The following is a 26,986-nucleotide window of genomic DNA, read 5'->3' on the forward strand; positions in this document are numbered from 1 at the left end:
CCGACGTTGCCAGCACAGATTTGAATGACTCTACTCGCCCTTGGTATTAACCACAAAACCGCCCCTGTCGCATTGCGTGAAAAAGTGGCTTTTACACCAGACTCTCTGGTGGAAGCGCTTGCGTCATTAAGAAAGGTGGACGGGGTTGATGAGTCGGTAATTGTCTCTACGTGCAACCGCACAGAGCTTTACGTGAACACCCAGCATGAAACTGCGACTGCATTATTAGCGTGGTTATCAAACTTCCACCATGTTGAAGTTGATGAAATTGCCAATAACAGTTATGTGCTTGCCGCAGATGATGCGGTTAAACATATTATGCGGGTGGCAAGTGGGTTAGATTCGCTCATTCTTGGTGAACCGCAGATATTAGGGCAAGTAAAGCAAGCCTTTGGTGATGCCAAACACTCAGGTATGATTAATACCGAGTTTGATAAACTATTTCAGCATACCTTTTCTGTAGCTAAGCGGGTACGCAGCGAAACTGAAATTGGCGCGAATGCCGTCAGCGTAGCTTATGCTGCAGTTCAATTAGCAAAGCATATATTTGCTGAGCTACCCAAGCGCTCGGTGCTACTGGTGGGTGCGGGTGAAACCATTGAGTTAGTGGCACAGCACTTAAAAGAGCAAGGTGTTACTTGTCTAGCGGTAGCGAACCGAACTATTTCTCGTGCAGAAGCCTTGGCTGAAAAATTGGATGCCAGTGTGTATACCCTTTCACAGGTACCGGAACACCTAAAAGATTTTGATATAGTGATCAGCTCTACTGCCAGTCAACTACCCTTAATAGGGAAGGGCATGGTAGAGAAGGCGTTGAAACAACGCAGAAATATGCCCATGTTTTTAGTTGATTTAGCGGTACCTCGTGACATTGAAGCGCAAGTGAACGAATTGGGTGATGCCTATTTATATACCGTAGATGATTTACAGCACATCGTTCAAAAGAATTTACAAAATCGTGAGCAAGCGGCGCTGGAAGCTGAAAAGTTGATTGAGAAGCAAGCTGGCGATTACATGAGCTGGAAGCAGTCTCAACAATCTATTGATTTAGTTAGGCAGTATCGTCAAAAAGGCATGGAACAGCGCGACGATGTAGTAGAAAAAGCATTGGCGCAGTTAACCGAAGGCAAAGACGCCGAAACGGTTTTAAGTGAAATGGCCTATAAGCTAACCAATACATTGCTGCACCCCACAACCCTGGCACTTAGAGAAGCTGCCATGCATGATGACCCGGCGCTGAGTCGGTGGTTGGGGCAGGCATTATCGTTATCTGACACTACGTCAGATATCAAAAAATAAGGTAAACATAAAAATATGAAAGACTCGGTTGTCAGAAAACTCGAAAACTTGGTGGAACGCTTCGAAGAAGTGCAGGCCTTATTGGGCGATCCGCAAGTAATCGGCAATCAAGAAAAGTTTCGTAATTTGTCAAAAGAGTTCAGCCAGCTTGAAAGCGTAGTGGGTGGATTTAATGCCTATCAACAAGCGCAAGAGAGTCTTGATTCAGCGAATGAAATGTTGAAAGAAGATGATGCAGAAATGCGTGAAATGGCGCAAGAAGAACTTAAAATTGCGAAAGCGGATATTGAACGCCTAGAAACTGAGTTACAAGTTTTATTGTTACCTAAAGATCCTAACGATGATAGCAACTGTTTCTTAGAAGTCCGAGCCGGTGCCGGTGGTGATGAAGCGGCTATTTTCGCCGGTGATTTGTTCCGTATGTACAGCCGTTATGCAGAAACCAAAGGTTGGCGCGTAGAGCTAGTTAACGCTAACGAAGGTGAGCATGGTGGTTATAAAGAAGTAGTTGCGAATATTAGTGGCGATGGCGTTTACGGTATCTTGAAATTTGAATCAGGCGGCCACCGTGTTCAGCGCGTACCTGACACTGAATCTCAAGGTCGTATTCATACGTCTGCCTGTACTGTTGCAGTATTACCTGAAATCCCTGAATCAGAAGCGATTGATATTAATCCAGCGGATCTTCGCATTGATACCTTTAGAGCATCTGGCGCAGGTGGTCAGCACGTTAACAAAACCGACTCGGCTATTCGTATTACTCACATACCGTCTGGGTTAGTGGTTGAATGCCAAGACGAGCGTTCGCAACATAAAAACCGCGCCAAAGCCATGTCGGTATTGCAAGCGCGTTTGAACAATATTGAAGAAGAAAAGCGTGCGGCAGAAGAAGCCTCTACTCGTAAGAGTCTGGTAGGAAGTGGTGATCGTTCAGAGCGAATCCGTACTTATAATTTCCCGCAAGGGCGTGTCACCGATCACCGCATTAACTTAACGATTTACCGGTTAGATGAAGTGATAGAAGGTGATTTGAAACAGCTTCTTGACCCTATCATGCAAGAGCACCAAGCTGACTTACTCGCCTCGTTGTCAGACGACTAATACCATGCGTATAGACGCCGCATTAGCGTGGGCGATAGCCGAGTTGCACGAAGGCGAGTCGCCAGCAGTTGATGCTAAAGTACTGTTAAGCCATGTGTTAGATAAACCTCAGGTTTATCTATTTACATGGCCTGACAAAACAGTAAACGAGAATGAGTTATCTCAATATAAAACGCTAGTCAGTAAACGTGTTGAAGGCATGCCAGTGGCTTACCTAACGGGCAGCCGGGATTTTTGGACACTGCGTTTAGCTACAACACCCCATACTTTAATTCCTCGCCCCGATACGGAAGTGTTAGTAGAGCAAACTCTTGCATGTATCGCGTCGGAACCGTTTTTCCCAGATCTAGAAAATAATGGGTTAGCGATTTGTGATTTAGGTACAGGCACAGGGGCAATTGCCTTGGCGCTAGCCTCAGAATTACCTAGCGCAAAGGTCACAGGTGTAGATTTACTACATGAAGCCGTTCAACTCGCTACCCGCAATGCTACGCTTAATAACATCTCAAATGTACACTTTAAACAAAGTAGTTGGTTCGATAATTTAGCGAATGAAAAATTTCACGTTATCGTTTCCAATCCACCTTATATAGAAACATCCAGTCCATTTCTTCAGCAAGGCGATGTGCGCTTTGAACCTGCATCAGCACTTACATCAGGCGCTGATGGGCTCGACGATATTAAGCACATTATTGCACTTGCAGCTCCCCATTTATTTGAAGGCGGCTTACTGGCTTTTGAACATGGTTTCGACCAATCAAAAGCGGTTGGCGGCCTGTTAAAAGCCCATGGTTTTGTGAGTATTCGTACCGAAAACGACTATGGTGGGAATGAGCGAGTCACGTACGGTTATCTATCCACAACGTCATAAAAACGTGCTGCCATTATATAGGGACTTGCTAAAAATACGTATTGCATTAGTATTTTAGGAGCATTTGGGGAGTAGGAAGTGATAGATGAGTGATGACTTACTGTTCATCGAAGACGATGAAGATGATGTAGTAGAAGAATTAGGCAGATGGAAAATTCTAATTGTTGACGATGAACCAGAAGTTCATGCCATCACAAAATTGGCACTCAACGACTTTTTCTTGAATGGCAAAACCCTTGAATTCATTAGTGCTTATAACGGCGACGAAGCAAAGCGTTGTTTCGAAGAACATGATGACATAGCGGTGGTTTTACTTGATGTCGTAATGGAAAGTGACGATGCGGGGTTGCTAGTGGCAGAGTATGTTCGCAACGAACTCGACAATCACTTTACCCGCATTATTCTTCGAACGGGTCAGCCAGGGCAAGCCCCTGAAAAAGATGTCATTATTAATTACGACATTAATGACTATAAATCGAAAACAGAACTAACCGCACAAAAGCTGTTTACGGTTATTATTGCGGCGCTGCGTTCTTATCGCGATATTATTGTAATCGAAGAGAGCCGTGCCGGCTTAGAAAAAATTATTGATGCCTCTGTTGATTTGTTTTCATCCAATTCGCTCGAAAAATTCATGCAAGGCATTATTCAACAGCTAGCATCTATCTTAGGCTGTTCGAAAGATGCTGCTTATATTACCACTGCAGTTGCAGCCACTCCCGATGCATCATCTAACCACGGTAGCGAACTGAAACTAAATGAGCTGTATGTTTTTGCAGGTAACGGCGAGTATTCAGACAAAGAAGGCGTGTTGTTAAAAGATGCCGTCTCCGCTGAGCAATATGAACTCTGCAAACGCGCTATGCGCGACCGTGAAATTGTGTACGCAGAAGATCATGTGGTGGCGTATTGTAATAGCAAAACGCAAAACGGTGCTTTGTTATATTTATCGGGGTTACCTCGCCGTATAGGCGAAAATGACAAACACTTGGTTAGACGCTTTTCGAACAGCGTCCAACTCGCCTTTGATAATGTGCTTAAAACCATTGAAATAGAAAGTACTCAAAGAGAAATTATTGAGCGCTTAGGCAAAGCGATGGAGCATGACGATCATGGAAGTAATCACATCACGCGAATGAGTGCGATGGCAGAGATTATAGGCTGTGGCATTGGCATGAATGAAAATGACGTGCGGGTACTAAAGCATGCTATACCACTTCATGATGTAGGTAATTCACGGGTACCTGTTACCATTTTGCGTAAAACTGAGCCATTAACGGAAGATGAAGTTTTTGCTATTCGTCAGCATGCCGAATTTGGCTATCAGATTTTAAAAGATTCAACACGACCCACCATTCAGTTGGCCGCAACATTGGCACGGCAACACCACGAGCGGTGGGATGGTAATGGGTACCCAGAAGGGTTGAAAGGCAGTGACATAAGGTTACAAAGCCGTATTGCAACCCTGTTAGATGTGTTTGATGCACTAATCAATACTCGCCCTTACAAAACTGCTTGGCCATTAGAAAAGGTGGAAAAGGTTATTAAGGCGGAAAAAGGGCGACATTTCGACCCGCTATTAGTCGACTACCTGTTGAACCATATTGAAAAATTCATGGCTATTCAACATCAGTACCCTGATATTCCTGAGTATGTTTAACTTAGTCGAATGTCAGTAAATAACGTACAATAACGAATAATTACATAATCAAAACTCAAGAACGATAGGAATTATTGTATGTATATGATGGCAAAACATCTGCACTTAACGGCAGTAGGATTAAGTATTTTACTGTTTATTTTTCGCTTTGTATGGTCACAATTTGACGCCACAATTTTAGCGAAAAAGTGGGTTAAAATTGTGCCTCATATTATTGATACTATTTTATTAGCCAGTGCTGTTTGGCTATGTGTGATCTTGTCTCAATATCCCATTGTAAATGCATGGCTCACATTCAAGTTAGCTGGCGTTATTGCTTATATCGTACTTGGTTTATTTGCCCTTAAAAAAGCAAAAACGACCTTAGGACGTTGGGCCTTTTTCATTGCCGCGCTCGTGGTACTGATGACCACTGCGATGGTGGCAGTCACTAAACAACCCTTATTCTAGAAATCAACGGATAACGAATTAATTATGTCTGAATCTCAACAGATCATTCGTGTTGGCGATGTAGAAGTTGCTAATCACTTACCTTTCGTGCTTTTTGGCGGAATGAATGTATTAGAGTCTCGCGATCTTGCCATGCGCATTGCTGAGCATTATGTTGAAGTTACCCAAAAATTGGGTATTCCTTATGTTTTTAAAGCTTCATTTGATAAAGCAAACCGCTCATCGGTAGCGTCTTACCGTGGCCCTGGTATGGAAGAGGGCTTGCGCATATTCGAAGAAATTAAATCTACTTTCAATGTGCCATTAATTACCGATGTTCATGAGCCTCACCAAGCCGCACCTGTGGCTGAAGTGGTAGATGTTATTCAACTTCCCGCGTTTTTAGCCCGTCAAACTGATTTGGTGGTTGCCATGGCTAAAACCGGTAGCGTGATTAATGTGAAGAAGCCGCAATTTCTAGCGCCCCATGAAATGCGTCATATCATGACTAAATTGGGTGAAGCGGGTAACGATAAAGTCATTTTATGTGAACGTGGCAGTAGCTTTGGCTATAACAACCTTGTGGTTGATATGCTGGGTATGGATGCAATGAAATCCTACGCACCGGTAATATTTGATGCTACCCACGCGCTGCAAATGCCAGGAGGCAGAGCAACATCAGCCGATGGTCGTCGTGCTCAAGCGGCACAATTAGCGCGAAGCGGAATGGCGTTAGGCCTTGCTGGGTTGTTTATTGAAGCACACCCGAATCCGGATGAAGCAAAATGTGATGGTCCATGTGCGTTGCCATTGGCAAAACTTGAGCCGTATTTAGCGCAAATGAAAGCGTTAGATGAATTGGTGAAAGGATTTGAGCCGTTAGATACCAGTAATACCTAGGCAAGTCTGATGGCGAATGCCGGTGCGTCGCACCGGCATGCGTATCAGGTGTGGGCGTGTATTATTCGCTTTCAGCAACTAATACAGTAGATTGTTTATTATTTTCTTTTGCCATGGCAAGTAAGTTTTTATGTAACGCAATTTGCGTTTCTTCTGCCAGCAATGCAGCTGACTGCTTTTTAACAACAATGTGAGCGTCGTTTTCAGGCAATACGTCTGCCATGTTTACGCTGGTCATCGCCGTAGCGATTAACGATTGAAGATTGATCTTTTCTGGTTGTACGTTAGCATTCGCAGCAGCGCTTGCAAAAGCCATTACAGATACACTAGCTAGTAGTAGTTTTTTCATTTTCACACCTAATAAAAATAATTTAAAAATATGTTTCTACTTGTTAAATTGCTTAACAAATAGGCTTTGTAAAGAGTTGATATTCGAGGCTCTTTCCAAAGTTCGCGCAAATAATAACCAAAACTCGTGCAAAAATAAAACGAGTAAAAGTATGGGTTATCATTAGTAAAACTAATGCGATCACTGCTACTATAGAATGAGTAGGTCACACAGGATTTATTTCTTAACATGCATCGACGTCTTCCCCCTCTAAACGCCTTAAAAGCCTTTGAAGCGGCTGCCCGGCATTTGAGTTTCACTAAAGCCGCAGATGAGCTTTTTGTTACGCAAGCCGCGGTCAGTCATCAAATTAAAGCGCTTGAAGAATTCTTATCGATGAAGTTATTCATTCGTCGTAACAGAACCTTGTTATTAACCGAGGAAGGTCAGGCTTACTTCCTTGAATTGAAAGATATCTTTAAAAACCTGCAAGAAGCGACGGAAAGACTGTTAGCGCGAGGCAGTAAGGGAGCCATAACCGTTGCCATGCCGCCGAGCTTTGCCAGCCAGTGGTTAGTGCCACGAATTAGTCAATTTAGTGTGGCGCAACCGGACATAGACGTAAGAATAAAAGCGGTAGACTTCGATGAAGGTTTTTTAGACGATGATGTAGATGTTGCTATTTACTATGGCAAAGGCCGCTGGAGTGGGTTGCAAGCAGACAAGCTTCACCGTGAATTCCTAACACCATTATGTTCCCCTATGCTTTTCAATGGCCCTAAGCCATTAACGAGCTTGGCAGATTTACGTCATCATGTGCTGCTTCACGACTTAAGCCGCGCGGCGTGGAAGAACTGGCTTAAGCATGTTGGCGTGTCGGGCGTGAATGTAAACCAAGGTCCGGTTTTTAGTCACTCTATGTTGGTACTTCAAGCGGCGGCGTTGGGGCAGGGGATTGCGTTAGGTAACACGGTACTTGCTCGGCCAGAGTTAGATGCAGGCCGATTGATTATGCCTTTTGAAGAGAAAGTAGAAAGTCGTGATGCCTTTTATTTGGTGTGCGAAGAGTCTCAAGCTGAGTTAGGCAAGATTGCCGCTTTCAGAGAGTGGATCTTAGGCTTGGTTGAAGAAGAGCAAGAGTGATGAATTTTACATTTAGAAATAATACAGATAATGAGTCAGTCGATGTTTGATATTGAAATTCATTCGGTAAATACGGATGGAAAGGCTAATGCACCTATAGCACGCCTTATTCTTGCACACGGCGCGGGTGCCGGTAAGCACCATGAATTTATGCAAGCGATGGCTTCGCAGTTAACTGGCCATAATATTGAAGTGATATTATTTAACTTTCCTTACATGCAAACCATGATGGAAACGGGAAAGCGTAGGCCGCCAGATAAAGCCGAAAAGTTACTCACACACTTCACAGCGCTTATCGATGAGGTGAGCAAAACCCAAATTAGCGTACCTACGTTTATTGGCGGTAAATCCATGGGAGGACGCATGGCGACTATGGTGCTTGATGATGCTGAGTCAATAATAGGCGCGATAGCATTCGGTTATCCATTTCACCCTCCGGGTAAGCCAGAAAAACTCAGAACCGTCCATTTAGAAACGCTCAAAAAACCACTGCTTATACTACAAGGCGAGCGTGATACCTTTGGCACAAAAGATGAGGTGAGTGCCTATGCGTTATCGCGTGGTATTGCGGTTTCTTACTTAGCTGACGGCGATCATAGTTTTAAACCCAGAAAGCAAAGTGGCTTTACGTTAGAGACCCATATAGAATGCGCGGCTAAATCGACAGCTGATTTTATAAAAGCACGCGTAAATAAATAATGAACCACCAATTAATCTTCGGTTTAACTCACACTCAATGTCATGGGCAGGTGCTTTGAATAAGGCAATAAATAACGCAGGGTCTGTCAATCAGAGCCTAGATAATATACAAGACCTAAATAAATTCTGGTTGTGTGCTGGCATTCTTTTGGCGGCTACCGCAGTAATGCTAGGCGCTTTCGGTGCACATGGCTTAAAGGCGATATTAGCACCATCGGCACTGACTACATTTGAAATTGGGGTTCGCTACCAGATGTATCATGGTTTAGCCATTGTGGCGCTTCCCGCTTTGTCGGCATACATTCCACCTAAATGGCTTAACGCGGTAGCGGCACTTTTTGTGATTGGCTGTGCGTTGTTCAGTGGCAGTTTATACTTATTAGCAGTAACCGGTAACGGGTTATTTGGCCCTATTACGCCTTTGGGCGGCCTATGTTTAATTATCGGGTGGATGGCATTGGCTATCGCAGTCGTTAAGGGAAAGACCAGTAAGGGAAAATCTAATGACTAGTATTTTAGCTTATTGTCGCCCTGGCTATGAAAACGACACGGCCAATGAACTGGCTACCCGTTACGGTGAAAAAGAACTCTTTGGCTACCCGGTATCAAAGTCGAACACGGGCTTTGTGCATTATAACTTGTACGATAATACGAGCCTAGGTAATGCATTGGCATTGTTCGCGGTAAGCGAGTCTATATTTCCCCGCCAATTAATAGGTGTGTTCGCTACGCTTAATGATATTGAAAAAGACGATAGAGTAGGGCAAGTACTCGATGCGCTAGAAGATGTGTCCTTAGAAGCATTTACCGGTGCTCATGGTGTATTCGGTGCCATCGATGTTGAATACCCAGATACGGAAGACGGCAAAACCCTAGCGAAATTTTGTAGGAAGTTTACCGTTCCTCTTCGTCAGGCATTAAGAAAGAAGGGCTGGCTATCACCAAAGGAAAACGAGGTTAAACCTAAATTGCATGTTTTCTTCGAGTCTTTTGAAACTTGCTATATAGGCTATAGTCTTGCTGGATATCGCTCTAATGACCATTTAGGCATTTGCCGATTAAAATTTCCGTCCGATTCACCAAGTCGCTCAACCCTCAAGTTGGAAGATGCCTTGGTGAACATGTTAAGTGCTAACGAGCAACGTGAAGTACTTCGCGCTGGCGGTAGAGCAGTAGACTTGGGTGCATGCCCTGGTGGATGGACTTATCAACTAGTTAAACGTGAAATGTACGTTGAAGCGATTGATAATGGAGCAATTGCTGACAGCTTAATGAGCACAGGGCTTGTTGAACACCATGCTGCAGACGGGTTTACTTACAGACCACAATTTGGTCGTGTAGATTTACTAGTGTGTGATATGATAGAGCAACCCGATCGGGTAGCAAAGCTGATGGGTGACTGGTTGGTAAAACATTGGGCCACTCATGCGGTGTTTAATTTAAAGCTACCCATGAAACGACGATATGAAACCGTAATAGAGGCCATGTCGACGTTAATGACCAGATTGAATGCGTTAGACGATGCATTCACTGTCAAGGTTAGACATCTCTATCATGACAGAGATGAAGTTACAGTAACGATTGTACGCACTTCGTGAAACGAGGTGTGTTTTTGTTACTTTTAAAAAAAATATCTTAAATGCTTATATTATTGATATTTAAATAAAAAATTTATGGTGGCTCGGTTTTTCACAAACGTTTTCAGAGTTTGTGCTAAATAAAGGTGTATCTCTTGTACAGAAATCCTTTATAATCCGGCCGTTTTTTTACTCTGAATCAATGAAAGTGAACTAATGTCAGACTTATCCCTTTACAGAAACATTGGTATTTTCGCCCACGTAGACGCGGGTAAAACTACCACTACAGAACGTATTTTGAAGCTTACTGGTAAAATCCATAAAACCGGTGAAGTACACGACGGTGAGTCAACTACTGACTTCATGGAACAGGAAGCTGAGCGTGGTATTACTATCCAGTCGGCAGCAGTAAGCTGTTTCTGGAAAGATCACCGCTTCAACGTTATCGATACTCCAGGACACGTTGACTTCACAGTTGAAGTTTACCGTTCACTAAAAGTATTAGACGGCGGTATCGGTGTATTCTGTGGTTCTGGTGGTGTTGAACCGCAATCAGAAACTAACTGGCGTTATGCTAACGAATCAGAAGTTGCACGTATTATATTCGTAAATAAATTAGACCGTATGGGTGCTGATTTTTACCGTGTAACTGAGCAAGTACGTAAAGTACTTGGTGCTGTACCACTAGTTATGACGTTACCAATTGGTATCGAAGATGACTTCGTAGGTGTAGTAGACGTATTGACTAAACAAGCATACGTTTGGGATGACACTGGTCTTCCTGAAAACTACGAAATTAAAGACGTTCCTGCAGACATGGTAGACAAAGTTGATGAATACCATGAAATGCTTATCGAAACTGCTGTAGAGCAAGACGATGACCTAATGGAAGCGTACATGGAAGGTGAAACTCCTTCGGTTGAAGACATCAAGCGTTGTATCCGTAAAGGTACACGTGACCTTGCTTTCTTCCCTACGTTCTGTGGTTCTGCATTCAAAAACAAAGGTGTTCAATTAGTACTTGACGCAGTTGTTGACTACTTACCCTCTCCTACAGAAGTTGATCCTCAGCCTCTTATGGATGAAGAAGGTAACGAAAATGGCGAACATGCAATCGTATCTGCTGATGAAACGTTTAAAGCGTTAGCATTTAAGATCATGGATGACCGTTTCGGTGCACTAACATTCGTACGTATTTACTCTGGTAAATTGAACAAGGGTGACACCATCCTTAACGCATTTACGGGTAAAACTGAGCGTGTTGGCCGTATGGTTGAGATGCAAGCTGACGAACGTATTGAGTTATCTAGCGCACAAGCGGGTGACATCATTGCTATCGTAGGCATGAAGAACGTACAAACTGGTCACACACTTTGTGATCCGAAAGATCCAGTAACACTAGAGCCAATGGTTTTCCCAACGCCAGTAATCTCGATTGCTGTTCAGCCTAAAGATAAAGGCGGAAACGAGAAAATGGGTATCGCTATCGGTAAAATGATTGCAGAAGATCCTTCGTTCCAAGTTGAAACTGATGAAGATTCAGGCGAAACCATCCTTAAAGGTATGGGTGAGCTTCACTTAGACATCAAAGTAGATATTCTTAAGCGTACTTACGGTGTAGACCTTATTGTTGGTCAACCTCAAGTTGCTTACCGTGAAACTATCACTCAAGAAATTGAAGATAGCTACACGCATAAGAAGCAATCTGGTGGTTCTGGTCAGTTCGGTAAAATCGACTACCGCATCAAGCCTGGCGAAGCGGGTTCTGGCTTTACGTTCACATCATCTGTTGTTGGTGGTAACGTACCGAAAGAATTCTGGCCTGCAGTTGAGAAAGGCTTTAAGTCAATGATGGGCGAAGGTGTTCTAGCTGGCTTCCCAGTACTAGACGTTGAAGTAGAACTTTTTGACGGTGGCTTCCACGCAGTGGATTCATCAGCAATCGCGTTCGAAATCGCTGCTAAAGGCGCTTTCCGCCAATCTATTCCTAAAGCGGGTGCACAACTTCTTGAGCCAATCATGAAAGTTGACGTATTTACGCCAGAAGATCACGTTGGTGACGTAATCGGTGACCTTAACCGTCGTCGTGGTATGCTAAGCGACCAAGAAGCTGGTTTAACTGGCGTTCGCATTAAAGCAGACGTTCCGTTATCAGAAATGTTCGGTTACATCGGTTCACTACGTACAATGACATCTGGTCGTGGTCAGTTCTCTATGGAGTTCTCACACTACGCAGCTTGTCCACAAAACGTAGCTGACAAAGTAATGGAAGAAGCTAAAGCACGTAAAGCAGCTAAGTAATTAGCTACTAACTAGGTAAGCATTCATGCTTACCTTAGTGTTAAGCATATAAAAGCCCGTCTGGTATACCAGACGGGCTTTTTTGTTGCTAAATGCTATTAATACATTTTGTACGGTAAGAACTTTCCAGACATCACCACACTTACGCGGTCACCTTTAGGATCGTTCTCGCGCTGCAAATCCATCGAGAAATCGATAGCGCTCATTATGCCGTCACCAAATTCTTCATGAATAAGTTCTTTTAGGGTTGTACCGTAAACACTGACTAATTCGTACCAGCGATAGATAAGCGGATCGGTAGGCACTTCGGTCGGCAACGAACCTTTATAAGGCGCAATTTGTAACCAAGCAATGGCTTCATCACTCAGTTCTAGCATTTCGCCAACGGCCGTCGCTTGTTCCTTTGTCATCGCCATTTGCCCTAAACACGCGGCGGTACTCCATTCTTTTGATTGTCCTACCGCTTGGGCAATCTCACTCCATTTAATGCCTTTAGAAATTTTTGAAGACTGGATCATGTCGGTAACTTGAGTTCGATTGGTAATCATTGCATTTCCTTTTTTGAGTGATACGGGTTATTGATAAAAGTTAGTTGTTGCCATAAAGCAGTATGAAGGTAATTACATTACTAATAACTAACAGCAGGGACAGTCCCTGCCAGAATTTAAGTGGGTGACGTTGTATTAATGGCGCGGTCACGCGGTTAAGAAAAGCGGGGCTAGGGTGTCGAAGGTGATAGATAAACTCAGATAAGCTAGCAAAACGCTTTTCAGGATTAGGCTGTAATGCTCGTTTCAGCGTGGCATCTATCCATGCTGGAATAGGCCGTCTATCATCAAGCACCGATTGGTATTTGAGTTTGTGCTGCGCCGCAACGGTGCGGGTTTTGGCTACTTGTGTGCCATAAGGAAAGCGGTCGCTGAGTAAGTAATAGGTGAGTACGGCAAGAGAATAGAGGTCGGATTGATCACAGCCGCTATCGCCTAAGAAGTATTCTGGAGCAACATAAGCTGCGGTGCCCATAATATCACTCTCGTGTTCAAACAATGCGTCACTAATGCCAGCAACACGGGCCGAACCTAAATCTATTATTTTGCAGTTGCCTGAAGCTTCAATCATAATATTTTCAGGGCGAATGTCTTGATGGAGAAGCCCTTCTCGGTGCATGGCCATTAAGCCTTGCGCTACCTGCTCAATAATACTTCGTACTTTTTCAACATCTGGCTTAGGGTTATCGGTGAGCCACTGGGTTAAATTCTGCCCTTCAATATATTCGCTAATGGTATACATACATGAAGGTGGCTGAATACGAGTAGGTACGTTTATTACGTGGTTAGATTTAATTCGTCTTGCCAGCCATTCTTCTAATGCAAAGTGCTCAAGGTAGTGGCTGTCTTGTGCCAGTTCAGTAGACGGTATTTTAATAACGATATGTGTTTTGGTATTTTCATCCCACGCTAGGAAAACATGACTTCTAGCCGATTGATATAGCTGTCGTTCAATGCGGTAGCCATCTATTGTCTCCCCCACATTCAACTGCTTGATAATGGGAAGTGACGTTTCATCAACAGCATATTCCGGTGTTAAAAACTTACCATCGCCTACGCACTCTACCGTTATTAACTGGCAAGAGACATTATCATCGCTGTCGTTTTCACGCGCTATGTCTACAAGGCGTTGCGCAAGAGGCGTAGCATTTTTATTATCAATAGAGGTGTTATGTGTACCAACGTCACTTTCAGAGACGTTAACCGTCGATATAAGTGAAGCAAGCGTAGGGGAAGAAACGTATTCATAAACACCATCTGTCATTAGAATAATAATATCGCCTGCTTTTAGCGGTACCGCGAGGTAATCGATGTCGACATTAGCATGCACGCCCAGTGCGTTAGCGAGATAAGATTCATGCTGTGAGTGGTTGACTCGATGAGAATGGGTAAGGACTTGTACCCTATCATCAGAATACAAACAGACTCTAGCATCACCCACATGGAATATATGTGCCGTATCGCCTTTAACGATAACCGCAGAAAAAGTGCATACGTAGCCCTTATCAGGGGTATAGCAAAAAGGGCTTTGCTGGGTTTTGGTATATAAAGAGGCATTAATACTTTGTATAACGGTTTTAGCGCTTGTTTCAACACTCCAGGTTTCGGGGGTACAAAAGTATTGTTTTATGAAGTCTTTAATCGCCAAATCACTGGCTATTTGGCTAACAGTACTACTGCTTATACCATCGGCAATTGCAAAGGCGGCGCCTTTTAATGTTAAAGCTGGGCTGTTACTAGCTGGAATAAAGGCATCGCAAGCGTCTTGATTTATAGGCTTAACGCCGGCGCTGCTAAACTCGCTATAGTGAAGTGATAAAGATTGAATCTGCATATTGAAAAAGCCCGATACAGAGGAAACGTATCGGGCTTGCTAAATTATACTGTAGCGGCTTTAGCTGGTGCATTTTCAGCAACAGCAATTTTACGCTTGGGTGCAGTTTTAACGTGTGTGCTGTAAATCGTTAAACCAGTAAACGCTAAACCACCAACAAGGTTACCTAGGGCTGTTGGAATTTCATTCCACACGAAATAATCCATGATAGAGAACTCACCACCCATGATAAGACCAAACGGGAATAAGAACATGTTTACAACAGAGTGCTCGAAACCCATGAAAAAGAACAGCATGATAGGCATCCACATGGCCAATACTTTACCGCTCACGTGGGTTGAAATCATCGCGCCAACCACACCCAGTGATACCATCCAATTACACAGCATGCCGCGAATAAAAATAGTAAACCAACCTGCAGTACCATGTTCTGCGTAACCTAATGTTCTTGCCTCACCAATGCTAGCTACTTTAGCAGCAATAGCGCCACCATCTACGTTGTAACCCATGGTGAAAATGAAAGACATCATAAAGGCAACAGTAAGTGCGCCACCAAAGTTACCTAAAAATACTAGACCCCAGTTACGTAAAATTTGTTTAGGGGTAACACCCGGTCGCTTGGCAAGCCACGCAAGCGGGGTTAATACAAATACACCTGTTAGCAGATCGAAACCCATTAAATACAGCATACAAAAACCAACAGGGAACAAAACGGCTCCCAGTAAGAATATGCCGGTTTGTACCGCAATCGTAATAGCAAATACAGCCGCTAACGCTAATATTGCGCCAGCCATAAATGCGCGTATCAGCGTATCTCGTGTAGACATGTAAATTTTAGATTCACCTGCATCTACCATTTTCGTGGCAAACTCGGCGGGAAGTAAATAAGCCATAATTAATCACCCTGATATATAAACTATTATTGAAATAACGTGCTTTTAAACCGCTTTATCTAACAAATAAATAAAAAAAAACGTCCACACCATTCCCTGTTTCCAAAGAAGGTTGTGGACGTCTTTATCCAATTCGATAGATTGTGATAGCCAGTTTATTACCTGACTCTTACTAACAGAATCTTTGCGAGATTAATGCCAATAACGTTTTGTTTTATAAAAAACCATGTAAATCAGTTTGTTATTAGGTATCTGGATTGTGTTGTTGTAGGGGAAGGTTATAAGATTTAATCCACTATGGTGCAAATCACACGCTGTTATGCACCGATTTGGTGGGTGTCTAGATAACTTCTTGTAGATAACATCTGCCTTACATTCACAAGAGTTTACAGCGCTTCTACCCCAGCAAGAAATAAGCCCAGCAAGAACTAAGGCGCACGCGTGTTGTTTGGTAGCGTTAAGGATTTCTGCAGCTCAGAAAGGGCGCTTTTCATTATACGCTCCCGTTGCTGTCGGCTGTCGCTATTGTCGTTTTCGTCAGGCTGATAGCGTGCACGTTCGAATTCTTGAGTAATAGTATTAAACTGGCTCACGGCTTGTGCCGACATATGGGGTTTAACAAGATTAAAGTATGCCGAACTAGCCATGGTCTGTCTGTGTATCTTGGTGAAATTAGCAATTAATTCGGCGGCTTTTAGATAGATTTGTTGATATTTAGGCATTGTCGATTTTTTTCTAAGAGGGAAGAATAATACCAGCAGAAAAATACTCACTATCGCCAGTACACTCAGAAAAAAGAACGTCATTTTTTGAGAGGTCAAATCGCCAAGGAGCTTTTTTAATAAATCAGTTTGCGTTTGATTATCAAAACCTAACACAATGCGGCTCCACTGATAATCAAGTTGGCGAAACCAGCCGCGAATGGATAAAAACAACTCAGCAGAACTTAAATCGTTAAATATTCCCTCGCTACGAGTTTCGTTAAAATCGGCTAACGCTTGTTCTAACCCAAAGGTAATACGTGATGGTGCCACCACACTGGTAGGATCGTACGACACCCAAACGCCGTCTATTAACGCTTCTACCCAAGCATGGGCATCGTATTGGCGAACTTGTACTACGTTATCACTTAATAATTCGCCACCTTGATAGCCTGTCACCATTCGAGCAGGAATGCCCGCAACCCGAAGTGCAAAAACCATGGCGCTGGCATAGTGAGCACAAAACCCCGTCTTTGCTTCAAACATAAAGGTGTCGATGGGCGAGTTCGGCATAGCGTTAGGTTGTAAGGTGTAACTAAATCCGCTGGTTCTAAAGTGACGAAGAATATCATCGGCAATACTTCGCTCACTTTGGGCATTTGCTTTTAGCTGCTTTGCCCACGCTTGAGTACGTACGTTACTGTTTTCTGGGTAGTGAATATTAAGCTGATAATCAAAGTCATATATCTCACTAATAAGTGGGGTATCAGGGAAGTAAGTTAAATAGAATGCACGTTTGCCAACAATTGGACGTGCTGCCCGTAATGCATAATTAAACTGACGGCGCATCTCTGGATTGTCTAAAGCTGTGTTTTCAGCCGACACATCAAGAGTATACAACCAGCGTTGGTTACTGGGTTCTACAATCAATTGATAGTTTTCAGAAGATATCAGTGGTTGTGAGGGAGAGGAAGCCGGTGAGGGAGCCGCCACATTTCGTCCCATGGCTTTAAGTTGTGCTTCAGCTTGCTTTCGTCTTGGGCTAATTGTCCACGTTTTTCCGTCAAAGGCTTCCATTGTCATCGCGCGCCAATATCGCTGTTCGGCCAATGGTGGGCTTTGCTCAAAGGTGGCGGTGAACGCTAAATCGGACGATCTCGCCAACGAGGCAATGTCCCCTGGCGTGACCGACTCTGATAAACCCGTCTCATTCGACTTTGATGTTGGCATTTGCCACAGAGGCGGAAACTGCGGGATTACTACAAATAACAGCGCTGCCAAGGGAAATGCTTGTAGTAGTATTATCGTCGATTTACGCATAGACACCCTAAAGCTTCTAGCGGGGGCATATACCAATGATAAGGCAGTAAACAAAAGAACAATAATGGCGACGTAGCCTAACCACGCTTCTATACCTAACGCAAATATAAAACCGCACCCTACAAGAAATATGCAGGAGCAGAAAAGCTGCAAGAAATCTCTTGTTCTTGAGAGCAGCATAAGCTTGAGCGAGCAGGCGATTACTAATAGATTAATCATGCTGTTGAGCAAACCAATAGAAAGGCCGAACCACCCTAGGGCTATTAAGGCCAGTACGGCCAACAAATTGACGGTGCGACTGCTTGGGTTATATTCTTGCCACCCAAAATACAACGCGGTTTGCATAATAACCGCGCATATGGCGAGTAATACCACCCACGTTAGCAGTGGGGTAAGCAAACTGAACGTTAATACGATAAAGCAGGTGGCTAGCAGCATATTGGCTTTATTGTTCATTGAATCAGACCTTGCGCCGCGCTGATATTCGCCCCTGAAGATGAGGCTTTACCGGAAAATTTGGCCGAAGTGACAGTAAAAGGTGTATTGGGGTAAGTCGCCAGTGCCCTCAGACATTGGTGCATGTGCGTAATAGAATTATTGGGCGTAAAGGTCGTACTACCTAATTTTAAACCATAATGTATGCCTTGCGATTGCATTGACACTATTTTTTTGGTTAATGCACTTAACCCTTCTTCTAGCGGAGTGTTAGTCGGTAAGCTTAAATATACGTCTTCACCTTTTTGTTCGCTAAATTGCTTTACCACCCAATTTCCTGTTTTAGCGACCTGCTTCCACGCTACCCGGTTTAACGGCTCGCCTTCAATAAAGTCGGTAAGCGCAAAGAAGTCCTCATTACCTTGTCGCTCATCCTCTATACCTCCGGTGGTGTCTTGAGTGCTGTGAGCCATTTCACCAAGTTTCCCAACTTTAGGCTCTGGGTACACCATGACCTGCACGTCGAAATCTAGGTGAGTCCAACAATGATACAAACCGAAGGGGTAGGCGCTTTTTAAGGTAATTCGGGGAAGTTTGTGTTCGCCTCTAGCGTGAAGTAAGACAGGAATAGTCAGTCGTTGTTCTCGATTGCCAATATCAAAGGTGATAGTGCTCGTATCTTTAAGCCTCGGCAGCTGAAGCCACTGCACCTGTAACAAGCCTTCCGGTGTAGTTTTATAGTCGGAGTGTTTGACCCGATTGAGGGTGAGGTGTGCTGACGTGTTAGCAAAGATGGTTTTTGGAGGTGATACGCTAAGGGCAATAGCCGCAAAATTTTGATAGCTGTAAAACAAGGTAAGTAACATTACGCTAAGTAACAAATAGCTTAATAACAACATAAGGTTGTTTTGATAGTTTGTGCCTAATAGAAACAAGCACATACACATCACGATAAATCCCCAGCCAAAACGGCTCGGTAAAATAAACACCGAGCGCATATTCAAAGCATGTGAAGGATGTGGCGGAATACGTTTGTCTAGCCAAGCAAGCAAAGACTTGTGTAGTACTTTTTTAAACATGGATTACGCCGCCAGCGGATCGATACTATCCAGTAAATGCTGACTTAGCGAGGTGCCTGTATGTTCAGGGGTACTTGCACTAAGCCTATGCTCAGTAACGGCAACGAATATAGCTTGCACGTCATCTGGAGTAACAAACGTTCTATCGTGCATAAAAGCCCAAGCTTTAGCGGCCTGCAACAAAGCTCTGCTAGCGCGAGGTGATAATGGGGTAGGGTAGCGCCCTTCTGCGCGGCTCTCTGTAACTAGTCGCAATATATAATTAATCACATCATCACTAGCGTGCACATGGGGAACCGCGTCTTGCATAGTAATTAAGTCGATCTGCGATAAACACGAGGCTATCTGCTGCTGAACGTCGGTTGATTGCTTCAGCATGGCTTTTTCAGCTTCCCAATTGGGAAAGCCCAATGATATACGCATAAAAAAGCGGTCTAGTTGTGACTCAGGTAGCGGATAGGTGCCAGATTGATAACCAGGATTTTGGGTGCCGATAACAAAAAAGGGAGAAGGTAAAGCATGGGTGGTGCCATCAATACTCACTTGTCGCTCTTCCATCGCCTCTAACAAGGCACTTTGCGTTTTAGGGCTTGCTCGGTTTAGCTCGTCGGCTAGAACAACTTGGCTAAAAATGGGGCCATGCCTAAATTGAAATTCACCATTGTGACTTTGATAAACATTAACACCTAGCATGTCTGATGGGAGTAAATCTGACGTAAATTGAATACGCGAATATTGAAGACCGAATACGTGGGAAAGTGCGTGGGAAAGCGTGGTTTTACCCATACCAGGTAAATCTTCAATAAGGAGATGACCATGGGCTAGCAAACACGTCATCGCAAGTTTTAACTGTTCCGATTTGCCAATAATCTTCTGACTTAGCGCGTCATGCACTAATTGAATCTCTTTTCGCATGATAAAACGTGACCTTTTAATCCCCTTCTATATTGATAGTAGCAACTAAAGTGCTGAAATAGCAGTTGGCAGCCATACAAAGGTATGAGCATGGTTATTTAACACATTAAAAGCAGCATTTTATTGCTGGTTGTAACGAATTTAGGGTTAGGTTAGAAATAGTGCTGCGCTGTGCGTATCGGTTGTCTATAATGGGGCATCTTGTTAAGGAAGTAGTTATGAAAAGCATTGAAATAGATGATGATTTGTATGCCTTTATCGCCAGCCAAACAAAACATATAGGCGAGAGCGCATCAGAAATTTTACGTAGGCTTTTATTGCCTGAAGATGGTGAAATAAAGGGTGCAAGCAACGCCTCTCTACCTGATGAGTCAGTACAATCGACGAAAGTACCGGTTGCTGCTACCACTACAGCTAACGCCTCGGCGCAAAAGGCAGAAGCGAAACCAGTCACTAAACAGGTGGCCAAAGCGGCGCCTAAAGCAACCGTTGCCAAAGCGCCAGTGACGAAATCACCCGCTGCAAAGTCAACAACTGCAGCCAAAGCGCCTGTTAAAAAAGACGTAGTGGCGCCAGTGGTGACTGAAATAGAAAATCACAATAAAGATGATATTGTGGGTATGGTATCTCAAGATGCGTTATCGACCTTTACCAAACGTGTCGACCAGTTCTTATTTATTCTAAGTGCTGCGCACAAGTTAAATAGCGATACCTTTGAAAATGTTAAATCGATTATTGGTAAAAATCGTACCTATTTTGCTACAAGCAAAGAGGCGTTGTTAGAAAATGGCAGTAGTACTAATCCGAAAGCCATTCCCAATAGCCCATTCTGGGTGGTCACCAACAACAATACCGCGAAGAAAGTAAACATGCTGGAACAAGTTTTGCGTACATTAGGGTATCAGCCCGATGTCGTCGAAACGGTAGTAAGTCGATTCGCCCCAGAGGGCAAATAAACGCTTAACTTAAAATAAGGACTTTTCATGGCTTTACATCCGCAGGCTGGTAAGCCAGCTGCACCTGAACAACTGATTAATGTGGCACAACTTGTTAGCCAGTATTACAGCTACAAACCAGACGCCGCTGCCCCAACTGAAGCAGTAAGTTTTGGTACTTCAGGGCACAGAGGATCGGCGTCGAACTATACTTTTACCGATACCCATATTAGTGCAATCTGCCAAGCACTGGTTGAATATCGTGAAGCAGAAGGTATTACCGGGCCGCTATTTATAGGTAAAGACACCCATGCATTGTCTGAACCAGCCATGATCACCGCCATCGAAGTACTCAGTGCCAACGGTGTTGATGTGGTAATTCAACGAAGCGACAACGAAAGCTTAGGTTATACCCCGACGCCGGTAATTTCCCGTACTATCATTCGTTATAACCGGGAAAACGCGGCGAAGTCTGACGGGGTAGTCATAACCCCCTCACACAACCCACCCGAAGATGGTGGGTTCAAATATAACCCTCCTCATGGCGGCCCAGCTGATAGCGACGTTACGACCAAAATTCAAAATCGTGCGAACGCGCTTATTGCCGAAGGCAATAAAGACGTTAAACGCTTCGATATCCGTTCCGTAAGAGCCCAGAAGTTAGTGCGCGAAGAAGATTTTATGGAACCTTATATTGATGACCTAGCTCAGGTTATTGATATGCAGGCTATCGCAAAAGCGGGCTTGAAACTCGGTACTGACCCCCTTGGCGGTGCAGGTATAGGTTATTGGTCTCGTATTGCGGATAAATATGGATTAGACATCACGGTTGTAAACCCTGCTGTCGACCCTCAGTTTGGATTCATGCGCCGCGATAAAGACGGCAAGTTACGCATGGACTGTTCAAGTGCTTTCGCCATGGCGGGCTTAATCGAATTAAAAGATGATTTTGACCTTGCATGGGGCAACGACCCAGATTTCGATCGCCACGGTATCGTATGCAAAAGTGCTGGCTTAATGAACCCCAATCATTATCTTGCGGTGGCTATTAAGTATTTGTATACCCACAGAGCACAATGGCCAGCTTCGCTAAAAATTGGCAAAACACTGGTTTCAAGCAGCATGATTGATCGCGTAGCGAATAGCTTAGACAAACCCCTTGCTGAAATGCCAGTAGGCTTCAAATGGTTTGTAGATGGTTTATCTAACAGTGAAATTGGTTTTGCAGGTGAAGAAAGTGCCGGAGGTATCTTCTTACAACGTAATGGTGAAACTTGGGCTACCGATAAAGACGGTTTTATCCTGTGTTTGTTAGCTGCTGAAATTCTTGCGGTGACTAAGAAAGATCCAGGTGAACACTATCAGGCATTAACTGAGCAATTTTCATCGCCGGTTTATAACCGTGTAGATGTGGCCGCTACCTTAGAGCAAAAGCAGAAGTTATCTGCTATGGATGCTTCGGTAGTAACCAGCGATACCCTAGCTGGTGAGCCCATTACTGCCGTGCAAACCCACGCCCCAGGTAACAATGCCGCTATTGGTGGTGTAAAGGTTTCTACAGAAAATGGTTGGTTTGCAGCACGTCCATCAGGGACTGAACAAATCTACAAAATTTATGCAGAAAGCTTTAAAGGTGAAACTCACTTACAAGAATTAATTCAAGAAGCGGAAGCCTTAGTAGGTAAAATTATCAAATAAGGTCAAAAAGCAACCTCCCCAAGCTTTTTATTGTTAATATAGTGTTAAAGGTCGGGTGAATGCATACGTTTTCATCCGTTTTTTTGTTGTTTTAACAAAATTATCACAACATAATCGTTTAAGCACTGCTATATTGCTCTCATATCGTTGATTTTTTCTGTAATTAAATTACACATTGAGTGTGCCTTAGTACACATCAACCAGAGTGAGACGCAAAATGAACGCAAAAGCTCCCAAAACGCAACCCTCTTCACCGCTAGACAAGGCTGAATTTAAAGCTGCTATTGTTAAGCACCTTCACTGTACGCTAGGTACGGATGAAAATAAGGCCAACAACCACGCATGGTGGAAAGCCACCTGTGCAGCCATTCAGGCTCAGGTACTAGAAGGCCTTCGTAAAACGCAAAAAAGTCACTACTTCAATGATACTCGTGCAGTGCACTATTTTTCTGCAGAATTCCTAATGGGTCGTTTGCTATCAAATAACCTTCAAAACTTAGGCTTATTTGATGTTGCCAGTGGCGCATTAAAAGAACTCGGTGTTGAAATTACCGACATCATGGAAGAAGAGCCAGATATGGCACTAGGTAACGGCGGGTTAGGGCGCTTAGCTGCGTGCTTTATCGACTCACTTGCTACGATGGAATTGCCTGCCATTGGTTATGGTATTCATTATGAGCATGGTCTTTTCCGTCAAGAAATTAAGAGTGGTGCGCAGATAGAACGCCCTGATAGCTGGCGCGATTACGGTAACCCTTGGGAAATTTGCCGCCCAGAGTCAATTCAAGAAGTGCCTTTATTTGGTTATGTAGAAACTAAGTATGGCGAAAGCGGTCGTATTCAAAAAGAATGGCACCCTGGTTCTATTGTAAAAGGGATCCCATGGGATATTCCTGTCGTAGGCTATGAAGGCAAAACCGTAAACGTGTTGCGTTTATGGCAGTCAGATTCCTCTGATTACTTCAATTGGGATGTATTTAACGCCGGTGGTTACGTAGATGCACAGCGTGAAAACGTACAGGCAGAGACCATTTCAAAGGTACTTTATCCGAACGATGAAACTGAAGCGGGTAAAGAGCTTCGTTTAATTCAGCAGTATTTCTTCTGCTCATGTTCATTAAAAGACATCATTCGCCGTTACAAACGTGCCCATGGTGATGACTGGAGCCGCTTTGCTGATCAGGTTGTTATCCAATTAAATGATACACACCCAGCCATCGCCATCCCTGAACTTATGCGTATATTAGTTGACCGCGCAGAATTAGATTGGGATCAAGCATGGGGGATCAGCACGAAAGTATTTGCTTATACCAACCACACATTATTACCTGAAGCCCTAGAAAAGTGGCCTGCACGTATGATTGAAAAAATCCTACCGCGGCATTTGGAAATCATCTATGAAATTAACCATAGATTCATGGCTGAAGTAGATAAGAAGTGGCCAAGCGACAACCGCATTAAAGCGAAGCTTTCTATTATTGAAGAAGGCAACGAGAAGATGGTACGTATGGGCCATTTATCGGTCATTGGTTCGTTTGCTGTTAACGGCGTAGCCGAAATGCACTCTCGCTTGGTGAAGTCTGATTTGTTCCCAGAGTTTGATGCACTATGGCCTGGTAAATTAACGAACGTAACGAATGGCATAACGCCGCGTCGTTGGTTAAAAGCGTGTAACCCAGAACTTTCTAAATTAATTGATAAGAAAATTGGTTCAGATTGGCCAAAAGATTTATACAAACTTGAAGCGCTAGAAAAGTACGCCGATAACAAAACGTTCCAAAAGCAATTCATGCAAGTGAAGCTTAACAACAAGCAGTTGCTGGCTGATGAAATTCGAGCATCGTTAGACATTGAAGTAGATGTAAACGCTATTTTCGATGTGCAAATTAAACGCCTTCACGAATACAAGCGTCAACACTTGAATTTGCTTCATATAATGGCTTTGTATCGTCGACTGCTTGAAAATCCTGATTACGATATGGTGCCTCGTGTATTCATTTTCGGCGCGAAAGCAGCACCGGGTTACAAGTTAGCGAAAGATATTATTTACGCCATCAATAAAGTGGCTGATAAAATCAATAATGACCCGCGTGTTAACAACAAAATTAAAGTGGTGTTCTTGCCGAACTACCGCGTGTCTCTTGCTGAGAAAATGATCCCTGCATCAGATGTTTCTGAGCAAATTAGTACCGCAGGAAAAGAGGCGTCTGGAACTGGTAACATGAAGTTGGCACTTAACGGCGCTATTACCGTAGGTACGCTTGATGGTGCTAACGTAGAGATTGCTGAAGAAGTGGGCGATGACAACATCTTTATCTTTGGCTTAACGGTTGAAGAAGTTCACGAACTGAAGGATAAAGGCTACAAGCCTTACGATTACTACTACCGCGACCCTGAAATTAAAGCCGTTCTTGATTGGCTAGAAACCGATTACTTCACGCCGGGTAAACCAGGTGCGCTAGTGTCGATTAAGCAAAGCTTGTTAGATCATGGTGATCAATACATGGTATTAGCTGATTTCCGTAGCTATTGCGATGCGCAAATCGCCATTGATGAGGCGTACCGCGACAAAGCACGTTGGGCTAAGATGGCGATTATCAATACCGCTAAAATGGGTAAGTTTACCTCAGACCGTTCAATCAAAGATTACGTAGAACGTATTTGGAAACTTTCACCGTGTAAGATCGAAAGCTAGTCTCAACGACTCTCAAAAAAAAGCCCGGGAATGCTATGCTTTCCGGGCTTTTTGTTGTGACCTTTTTACCCGCTTAAACCAAAAATAAATTAAAAATCAATACATAGCGGAATCATAAGAAAAAAGTCTACGATATATAATTGTGTATCGATTTATATACTAATTGCGAGTTGCTCTAAGTATTAAGTCGTGTTGAACTACCGTTTGCTTATTTTTAGCACCTAGCCGCCGTTTAGTGCAAGGAAACCGTCATGAGCCAACATCATAAGTCGCTGGCTACACTTCCCAATCGATTTGCATTTATCGACACAGTGTCGAAGTGTGGTGTATTGCATCCGTCGTTATCATTAATGTTGGTAGATGTGGTCCGTTTCTCAGATGTAACCACCAGTTTAGGTATTAATATTGGTGACAGGTTTCTGCTAGAAATTGCTAACCGCATTCAATCTCTGTTTGGTGTTGATATCCGCCTTGGCAGAATAAGTGGTGATGTATTTGGTATAGCGTTTCCCGGTACGCGAAGTTCAAGCCAAATGCGCGACATGTTCGAACGGCTTGTCGAGCATTTCAAAACCCCTATGCATCACGATGGTCATGCGTTCATTGCCGATTTTAATGTAGGTGTAGTGACATCAGATAGTCAGGCGTTTGAAATTACCGCTTTTGTGTCTCGTGGTGAAGCGGCACTAAAGCAAGCGAAAGAAAATAAGTACGAAAATTTCTTCCTCTATAATATGCAGGATAAAACGGACACTGGTCGGAGTCTTGCCTTAAAAGCTGATTTGAAACGCGCCTTATCGCAAAATGAATTAGAGCTCTACTTTCAACCCAAAGTTAACTTGCAAACCCTTGAAGTTATCGGTGCTGAGTGCTTACTTCGCTGGAATCACCCGTTAGACGGCGTGTTATTTCCTGGCCCGCTTATCGAAGCGGCAGAATCCTATAATATGATGAATGAACTGGGCTATTGGACATTAGAGCAAGCGTTTAGAAGTTTAGTTGATTTTGATATCCACCGTTTATCGCTCACCTTGTCGGTTAATATATCGCCTACTCAATTGTATGATAACCACCTTATCCCTTCCTTGAAGATGCTCAGTAAGTCTTATTCCATGCCGCTTACCCGTATAGAGTTGGAATTAACAGAAGACGTTGCATTGTCCAACTCACTGATGGTGAAAAAGCAACTGGATGAATTGCGGGCCTTAGGGGTAGCTATTTCGGTGGATGACTTCGGCAAGGGCTATTCAAACCTAGCTTATATTCGAGATCTTGATTTAAGCGCGCTTAAAATAGACAAAACCTTTGTTATAGAACTCGCTAAACATCCTGTTAATCGCGCTATTATCGAGGCTGCCAAAATCATCGGTAAAGCGAAGAACTGCGATGTGATTGCCGAGGGTGTAGAAACCATTGCTCAACTGCACATTCTTCGAGAAGTGGGGGTAACCATAGGGCAGGGCTACTTGTTTTCAAAAGCCATTCCTTTAAATGACTTTATTGGTCTAGCTCAGCAAGAAATTATCGTCGGTAACTCTCCTTTACGTGCGTAAATAAAATACCCCCAGTTTGCAAGTGGCAATACGTGCATTCGCTTGGCTGAATCGCTAAACTAGCGCTATTCA

General features: G+C 43.6%; 22 protein-coding genes. 15 read left to right on the plus strand and 7 right to left on the minus strand.

Going from position 1 to position 26,986, the window contains the following annotated elements; translation table 11 throughout:
• Positions 1 to 24: 24 nt before the first annotated feature.
• From hemA to kdsA, 6 genes are all read left to right on the plus strand, one after another.
• Positions 25 to 1,299 (plus strand): glutamyl-tRNA reductase, encoded by a 1,275-nt coding sequence (gene hemA / locus KYS23_RS10300; protein ID WP_159531167.1) that lies wholly within the window; start codon positions 25 to 27, stop codon positions 1,297 to 1,299.
• A 15-nt stretch (positions 1,300 to 1,314) separates the two neighbouring features.
• Positions 1,315 to 2,400 carry a peptide chain release factor 1 gene (gene prfA, locus KYS23_RS10305; RefSeq protein WP_218418514.1) on the plus strand — a complete coding sequence of 362 codons (1,086 nt, stop codon included), beginning with the start codon at positions 1,315 to 1,317 and terminating at the stop codon, positions 2,398 to 2,400.
• A 4-nt stretch (positions 2,401 to 2,404) separates the two neighbouring features.
• Complete coding sequence (gene prmC / locus KYS23_RS10310) at positions 2,405 to 3,271, plus strand: peptide chain release factor N(5)-glutamine methyltransferase (RefSeq protein WP_159531163.1); 867 nt, start codon at positions 2,405 to 2,407, stop codon at positions 3,269 to 3,271.
• Between the two features lie 85 nt (positions 3,272 to 3,356).
• Positions 3,357 to 4,931: a DUF3369 domain-containing protein gene (locus tag KYS23_RS10315; RefSeq protein ID WP_159531161.1), complete on the plus strand. Its 1,575-nt coding sequence runs from the start codon at positions 3,357 to 3,359 to the stop codon at positions 4,929 to 4,931.
• A 78-nt stretch (positions 4,932 to 5,009) separates the two neighbouring features.
• Positions 5,010 to 5,381 carry a SirB2 family protein gene (locus tag KYS23_RS10320; RefSeq protein ID WP_218397099.1) on the plus strand — a complete coding sequence of 124 codons (372 nt, stop codon included), beginning with the start codon at positions 5,010 to 5,012 and terminating at the stop codon, positions 5,379 to 5,381.
• Between the two features lie 24 nt (positions 5,382 to 5,405).
• Positions 5,406 to 6,260 carry a 3-deoxy-8-phosphooctulonate synthase gene (gene kdsA / locus KYS23_RS10325; protein ID WP_159531157.1) on the plus strand — a complete coding sequence of 285 codons (855 nt, stop codon included), beginning with the start codon at positions 5,406 to 5,408 and terminating at the stop codon, positions 6,258 to 6,260.
• Between the two features lie 61 nt (positions 6,261 to 6,321).
• On the opposite strand, the gene KYS23_RS10330 is transcribed toward kdsA, so the two are convergent.
• Entirely contained in the window at positions 6,322 to 6,609 is a 288-nt protein-coding gene (locus KYS23_RS10330) for a hypothetical protein (RefSeq protein ID WP_159531155.1), read from the minus strand.
• A 228-nt stretch (positions 6,610 to 6,837) separates the two neighbouring features.
• Here KYS23_RS10330 and KYS23_RS10335 point away from each other — a divergent pair, with 228 nt between their 5' ends.
• The 5 genes from KYS23_RS10335 to fusA all read left to right on the plus strand — a co-directional run bounded on the left by KYS23_RS10335 (position 6,838) and on the right by fusA (position 12,308).
• Positions 6,838 to 7,731 carry a transcriptional regulator GcvA gene (locus tag KYS23_RS10335; RefSeq protein WP_159531153.1) on the plus strand — a complete coding sequence of 298 codons (894 nt, stop codon included), beginning with the start codon at positions 6,838 to 6,840 and terminating at the stop codon, positions 7,729 to 7,731.
• 30 nt (positions 7,732 to 7,761) lie between these two features.
• Positions 7,762 to 8,430 (plus strand): alpha/beta family hydrolase, encoded by a 669-nt coding sequence (locus KYS23_RS10340; protein WP_420838755.1) that lies wholly within the window; start codon positions 7,762 to 7,764, stop codon positions 8,428 to 8,430.
• A 55-nt stretch (positions 8,431 to 8,485) separates the two neighbouring features.
• Positions 8,486 to 8,941 (plus strand): DUF423 domain-containing protein, encoded by a 456-nt coding sequence (locus tag KYS23_RS10345; protein WP_338081874.1) that lies wholly within the window; start codon positions 8,486 to 8,488, stop codon positions 8,939 to 8,941.
• Positions 8,934 to 10,028: a 23S rRNA (cytidine(2498)-2'-O)-methyltransferase RlmM gene (gene rlmM, locus KYS23_RS10350; protein ID WP_159531147.1), complete on the plus strand. Its 1,095-nt coding sequence runs from the start codon at positions 8,934 to 8,936 to the stop codon at positions 10,026 to 10,028. Before KYS23_RS10345 ends, rlmM begins: the two co-directional genes overlap by 8 nt.
• Positions 10,029 to 10,223: 195 nt before the next feature.
• Positions 10,224 to 12,308: an elongation factor G gene (gene fusA, locus KYS23_RS10355; RefSeq protein ID WP_126873886.1), complete on the plus strand. Its 2,085-nt coding sequence runs from the start codon at positions 10,224 to 10,226 to the stop codon at positions 12,306 to 12,308.
• 98 nt (positions 12,309 to 12,406) lie between these two features.
• Here the strand turns inward: fusA and cynS are convergent, their stop codons facing one another.
• The 6 genes from cynS to KYS23_RS10385 all read right to left on the minus strand — a co-directional run bounded on the left by cynS (position 12,407) and on the right by KYS23_RS10385 (position 20,033).
• Entirely contained in the window at positions 12,407 to 12,856 is a 450-nt protein-coding gene (gene cynS / locus KYS23_RS10360; RefSeq protein WP_013784675.1) for a cyanase, read from the minus strand.
• A 40-nt stretch (positions 12,857 to 12,896) separates the two neighbouring features.
• Entirely contained in the window at positions 12,897 to 14,690 is a 1,794-nt protein-coding gene (locus tag KYS23_RS10365; protein ID WP_218418518.1) for a bifunctional protein-serine/threonine kinase/phosphatase, read from the minus strand.
• Between the two features lie 44 nt (positions 14,691 to 14,734).
• The gene (locus KYS23_RS10370; RefSeq protein WP_159531143.1) at positions 14,735 to 15,583 is read right to left on the minus strand and encodes a formate/nitrite transporter family protein; all 849 of its coding nucleotides are present in this window, start codon (positions 15,581 to 15,583) and stop codon (positions 14,735 to 14,737) included.
• Positions 15,584 to 16,011: 428 nt separating this feature from the next.
• Complete coding sequence (locus KYS23_RS10375) at positions 16,012 to 18,060, minus strand: transglutaminase TgpA family protein (protein WP_218397094.1); 2,049 nt, start codon at positions 18,058 to 18,060, stop codon at positions 16,012 to 16,014.
• Positions 18,057 to 19,118 (minus strand): DUF58 domain-containing protein, encoded by a 1,062-nt coding sequence (locus KYS23_RS10380; RefSeq protein WP_218418520.1) that lies wholly within the window; start codon positions 19,116 to 19,118, stop codon positions 18,057 to 18,059. The genes KYS23_RS10375 and KYS23_RS10380 overlap by 4 nt, the downstream gene beginning before the upstream one ends.
• 3 nt (positions 19,119 to 19,121) lie before the next feature.
• The gene (locus tag KYS23_RS10385; protein ID WP_159531137.1) at positions 19,122 to 20,033 is read right to left on the minus strand and encodes an AAA family ATPase; all 912 of its coding nucleotides are present in this window, start codon (positions 20,031 to 20,033) and stop codon (positions 19,122 to 19,124) included.
• 218 nt (positions 20,034 to 20,251) lie between these two features.
• Between KYS23_RS10385 and seqA the strand changes: the two genes are divergently transcribed.
• The 4 genes from seqA to KYS23_RS10405 all read left to right on the plus strand — a co-directional run bounded on the left by seqA (position 20,252) and on the right by KYS23_RS10405 (position 26,914).
• Complete coding sequence (seqA, locus tag KYS23_RS10390; protein WP_218418522.1) at positions 20,252 to 20,989, plus strand: replication initiation negative regulator SeqA; 738 nt, start codon at positions 20,252 to 20,254, stop codon at positions 20,987 to 20,989.
• Between the two features lie 27 nt (positions 20,990 to 21,016).
• Positions 21,017 to 22,666: a phosphoglucomutase (alpha-D-glucose-1,6-bisphosphate-dependent) gene (gene pgm, locus KYS23_RS10395; RefSeq protein ID WP_218418524.1), complete on the plus strand. Its 1,650-nt coding sequence runs from the start codon at positions 21,017 to 21,019 to the stop codon at positions 22,664 to 22,666.
• 217 nt (positions 22,667 to 22,883) lie between these two features.
• Positions 22,884 to 25,361: a glycogen/starch/alpha-glucan phosphorylase gene (locus tag KYS23_RS10400; RefSeq protein WP_218418532.1), complete on the plus strand. Its 2,478-nt coding sequence runs from the start codon at positions 22,884 to 22,886 to the stop codon at positions 25,359 to 25,361.
• Positions 25,362 to 25,612: 251 nt separating this feature from the next.
• Positions 25,613 to 26,914, plus strand: coding sequence for a putative bifunctional diguanylate cyclase/phosphodiesterase (locus KYS23_RS10405; protein ID WP_159531129.1), 1,302 nt, complete (start codon positions 25,613 to 25,615; stop codon positions 26,912 to 26,914).
• The last annotated feature ends 72 nt before the right edge of the window (positions 26,915 to 26,986 follow it).

The sequence above is a fragment of the Alteromonas lipotrueae genome (assembly GCF_019249255.1).
GTDB classification, from domain to species: domain Bacteria; phylum Pseudomonadota; class Gammaproteobacteria; order Enterobacterales; family Alteromonadaceae; genus Alteromonas; species Alteromonas lipotrueae.

Excerpts from the sequence above, each read along its gene's own strand:
- hemA (WP_159531167.1), top strand. The coding sequence starts at position 25 with ATGACTCTACTCGCCCTTGGTATTAACCACAAAACCGCCCCTGTCGCA.
- prfA (WP_218418514.1), top strand. The coding sequence starts at position 1,315 with ATGAAAGACTCGGTTGTCAGAAAACTCGAAAACTTGGTGGAACGCTTC.
- prmC (WP_159531163.1), top strand. The coding sequence starts at position 2,405 with ATGCGTATAGACGCCGCATTAGCGTGGGCGATAGCCGAGTTGCACGAA.
- KYS23_RS10315 (WP_159531161.1), top strand. The coding sequence starts at position 3,357 with ATGAGTGATGACTTACTGTTCATCGAAGACGATGAAGATGATGTAGTA.
- KYS23_RS10320 (WP_218397099.1), top strand. The coding sequence starts at position 5,010 with ATGTATATGATGGCAAAACATCTGCACTTAACGGCAGTAGGATTAAGT.
- kdsA (WP_159531157.1), top strand. The coding sequence starts at position 5,406 with ATGTCTGAATCTCAACAGATCATTCGTGTTGGCGATGTAGAAGTTGCT.
- KYS23_RS10330 (WP_159531155.1), bottom strand. The coding sequence starts at position 6,609 with ATGAAAAAACTACTACTAGCTAGTGTATCTGTAATGGCTTTTGCAAGC.
- KYS23_RS10335 (WP_159531153.1), top strand. The coding sequence starts at position 6,838 with ATGCATCGACGTCTTCCCCCTCTAAACGCCTTAAAAGCCTTTGAAGCG.
- KYS23_RS10340 (WP_420838755.1), top strand. The coding sequence starts at position 7,762 with ATGAGTCAGTCGATGTTTGATATTGAAATTCATTCGGTAAATACGGAT.
- rlmM (WP_159531147.1), top strand. The coding sequence starts at position 8,934 with ATGACTAGTATTTTAGCTTATTGTCGCCCTGGCTATGAAAACGACACG.
- fusA (WP_126873886.1), top strand. The coding sequence starts at position 10,224 with ATGTCAGACTTATCCCTTTACAGAAACATTGGTATTTTCGCCCACGTA.
- cynS (WP_013784675.1), bottom strand. The coding sequence starts at position 12,856 with ATGATTACCAATCGAACTCAAGTTACCGACATGATCCAGTCTTCAAAA.
- KYS23_RS10365 (WP_218418518.1), bottom strand. The coding sequence starts at position 14,690 with ATGCAGATTCAATCTTTATCACTTCACTATAGCGAGTTTAGCAGCGCC.
- KYS23_RS10370 (WP_159531143.1), bottom strand. The coding sequence starts at position 15,583 with ATGGCTTATTTACTTCCCGCCGAGTTTGCCACGAAAATGGTAGATGCA.
- KYS23_RS10375 (WP_218397094.1), bottom strand. The coding sequence starts at position 18,060 with ATGAACAATAAAGCCAATATGCTGCTAGCCACCTGCTTTATCGTATTA.
- KYS23_RS10380 (WP_218418520.1), bottom strand. The coding sequence starts at position 19,118 with ATGTTTAAAAAAGTACTACACAAGTCTTTGCTTGCTTGGCTAGACAAA.
- KYS23_RS10385 (WP_159531137.1), bottom strand. The coding sequence starts at position 20,033 with ATGCGAAAAGAGATTCAATTAGTGCATGACGCGCTAAGTCAGAAGATT.
- seqA (WP_218418522.1), top strand. The coding sequence starts at position 20,252 with ATGAAAAGCATTGAAATAGATGATGATTTGTATGCCTTTATCGCCAGC.
- pgm (WP_218418524.1), top strand. The coding sequence starts at position 21,017 with ATGGCTTTACATCCGCAGGCTGGTAAGCCAGCTGCACCTGAACAACTG.
- KYS23_RS10400 (WP_218418532.1), top strand. The coding sequence starts at position 22,884 with ATGAACGCAAAAGCTCCCAAAACGCAACCCTCTTCACCGCTAGACAAG.
- KYS23_RS10405 (WP_159531129.1), top strand. The coding sequence starts at position 25,613 with ATGAGCCAACATCATAAGTCGCTGGCTACACTTCCCAATCGATTTGCA.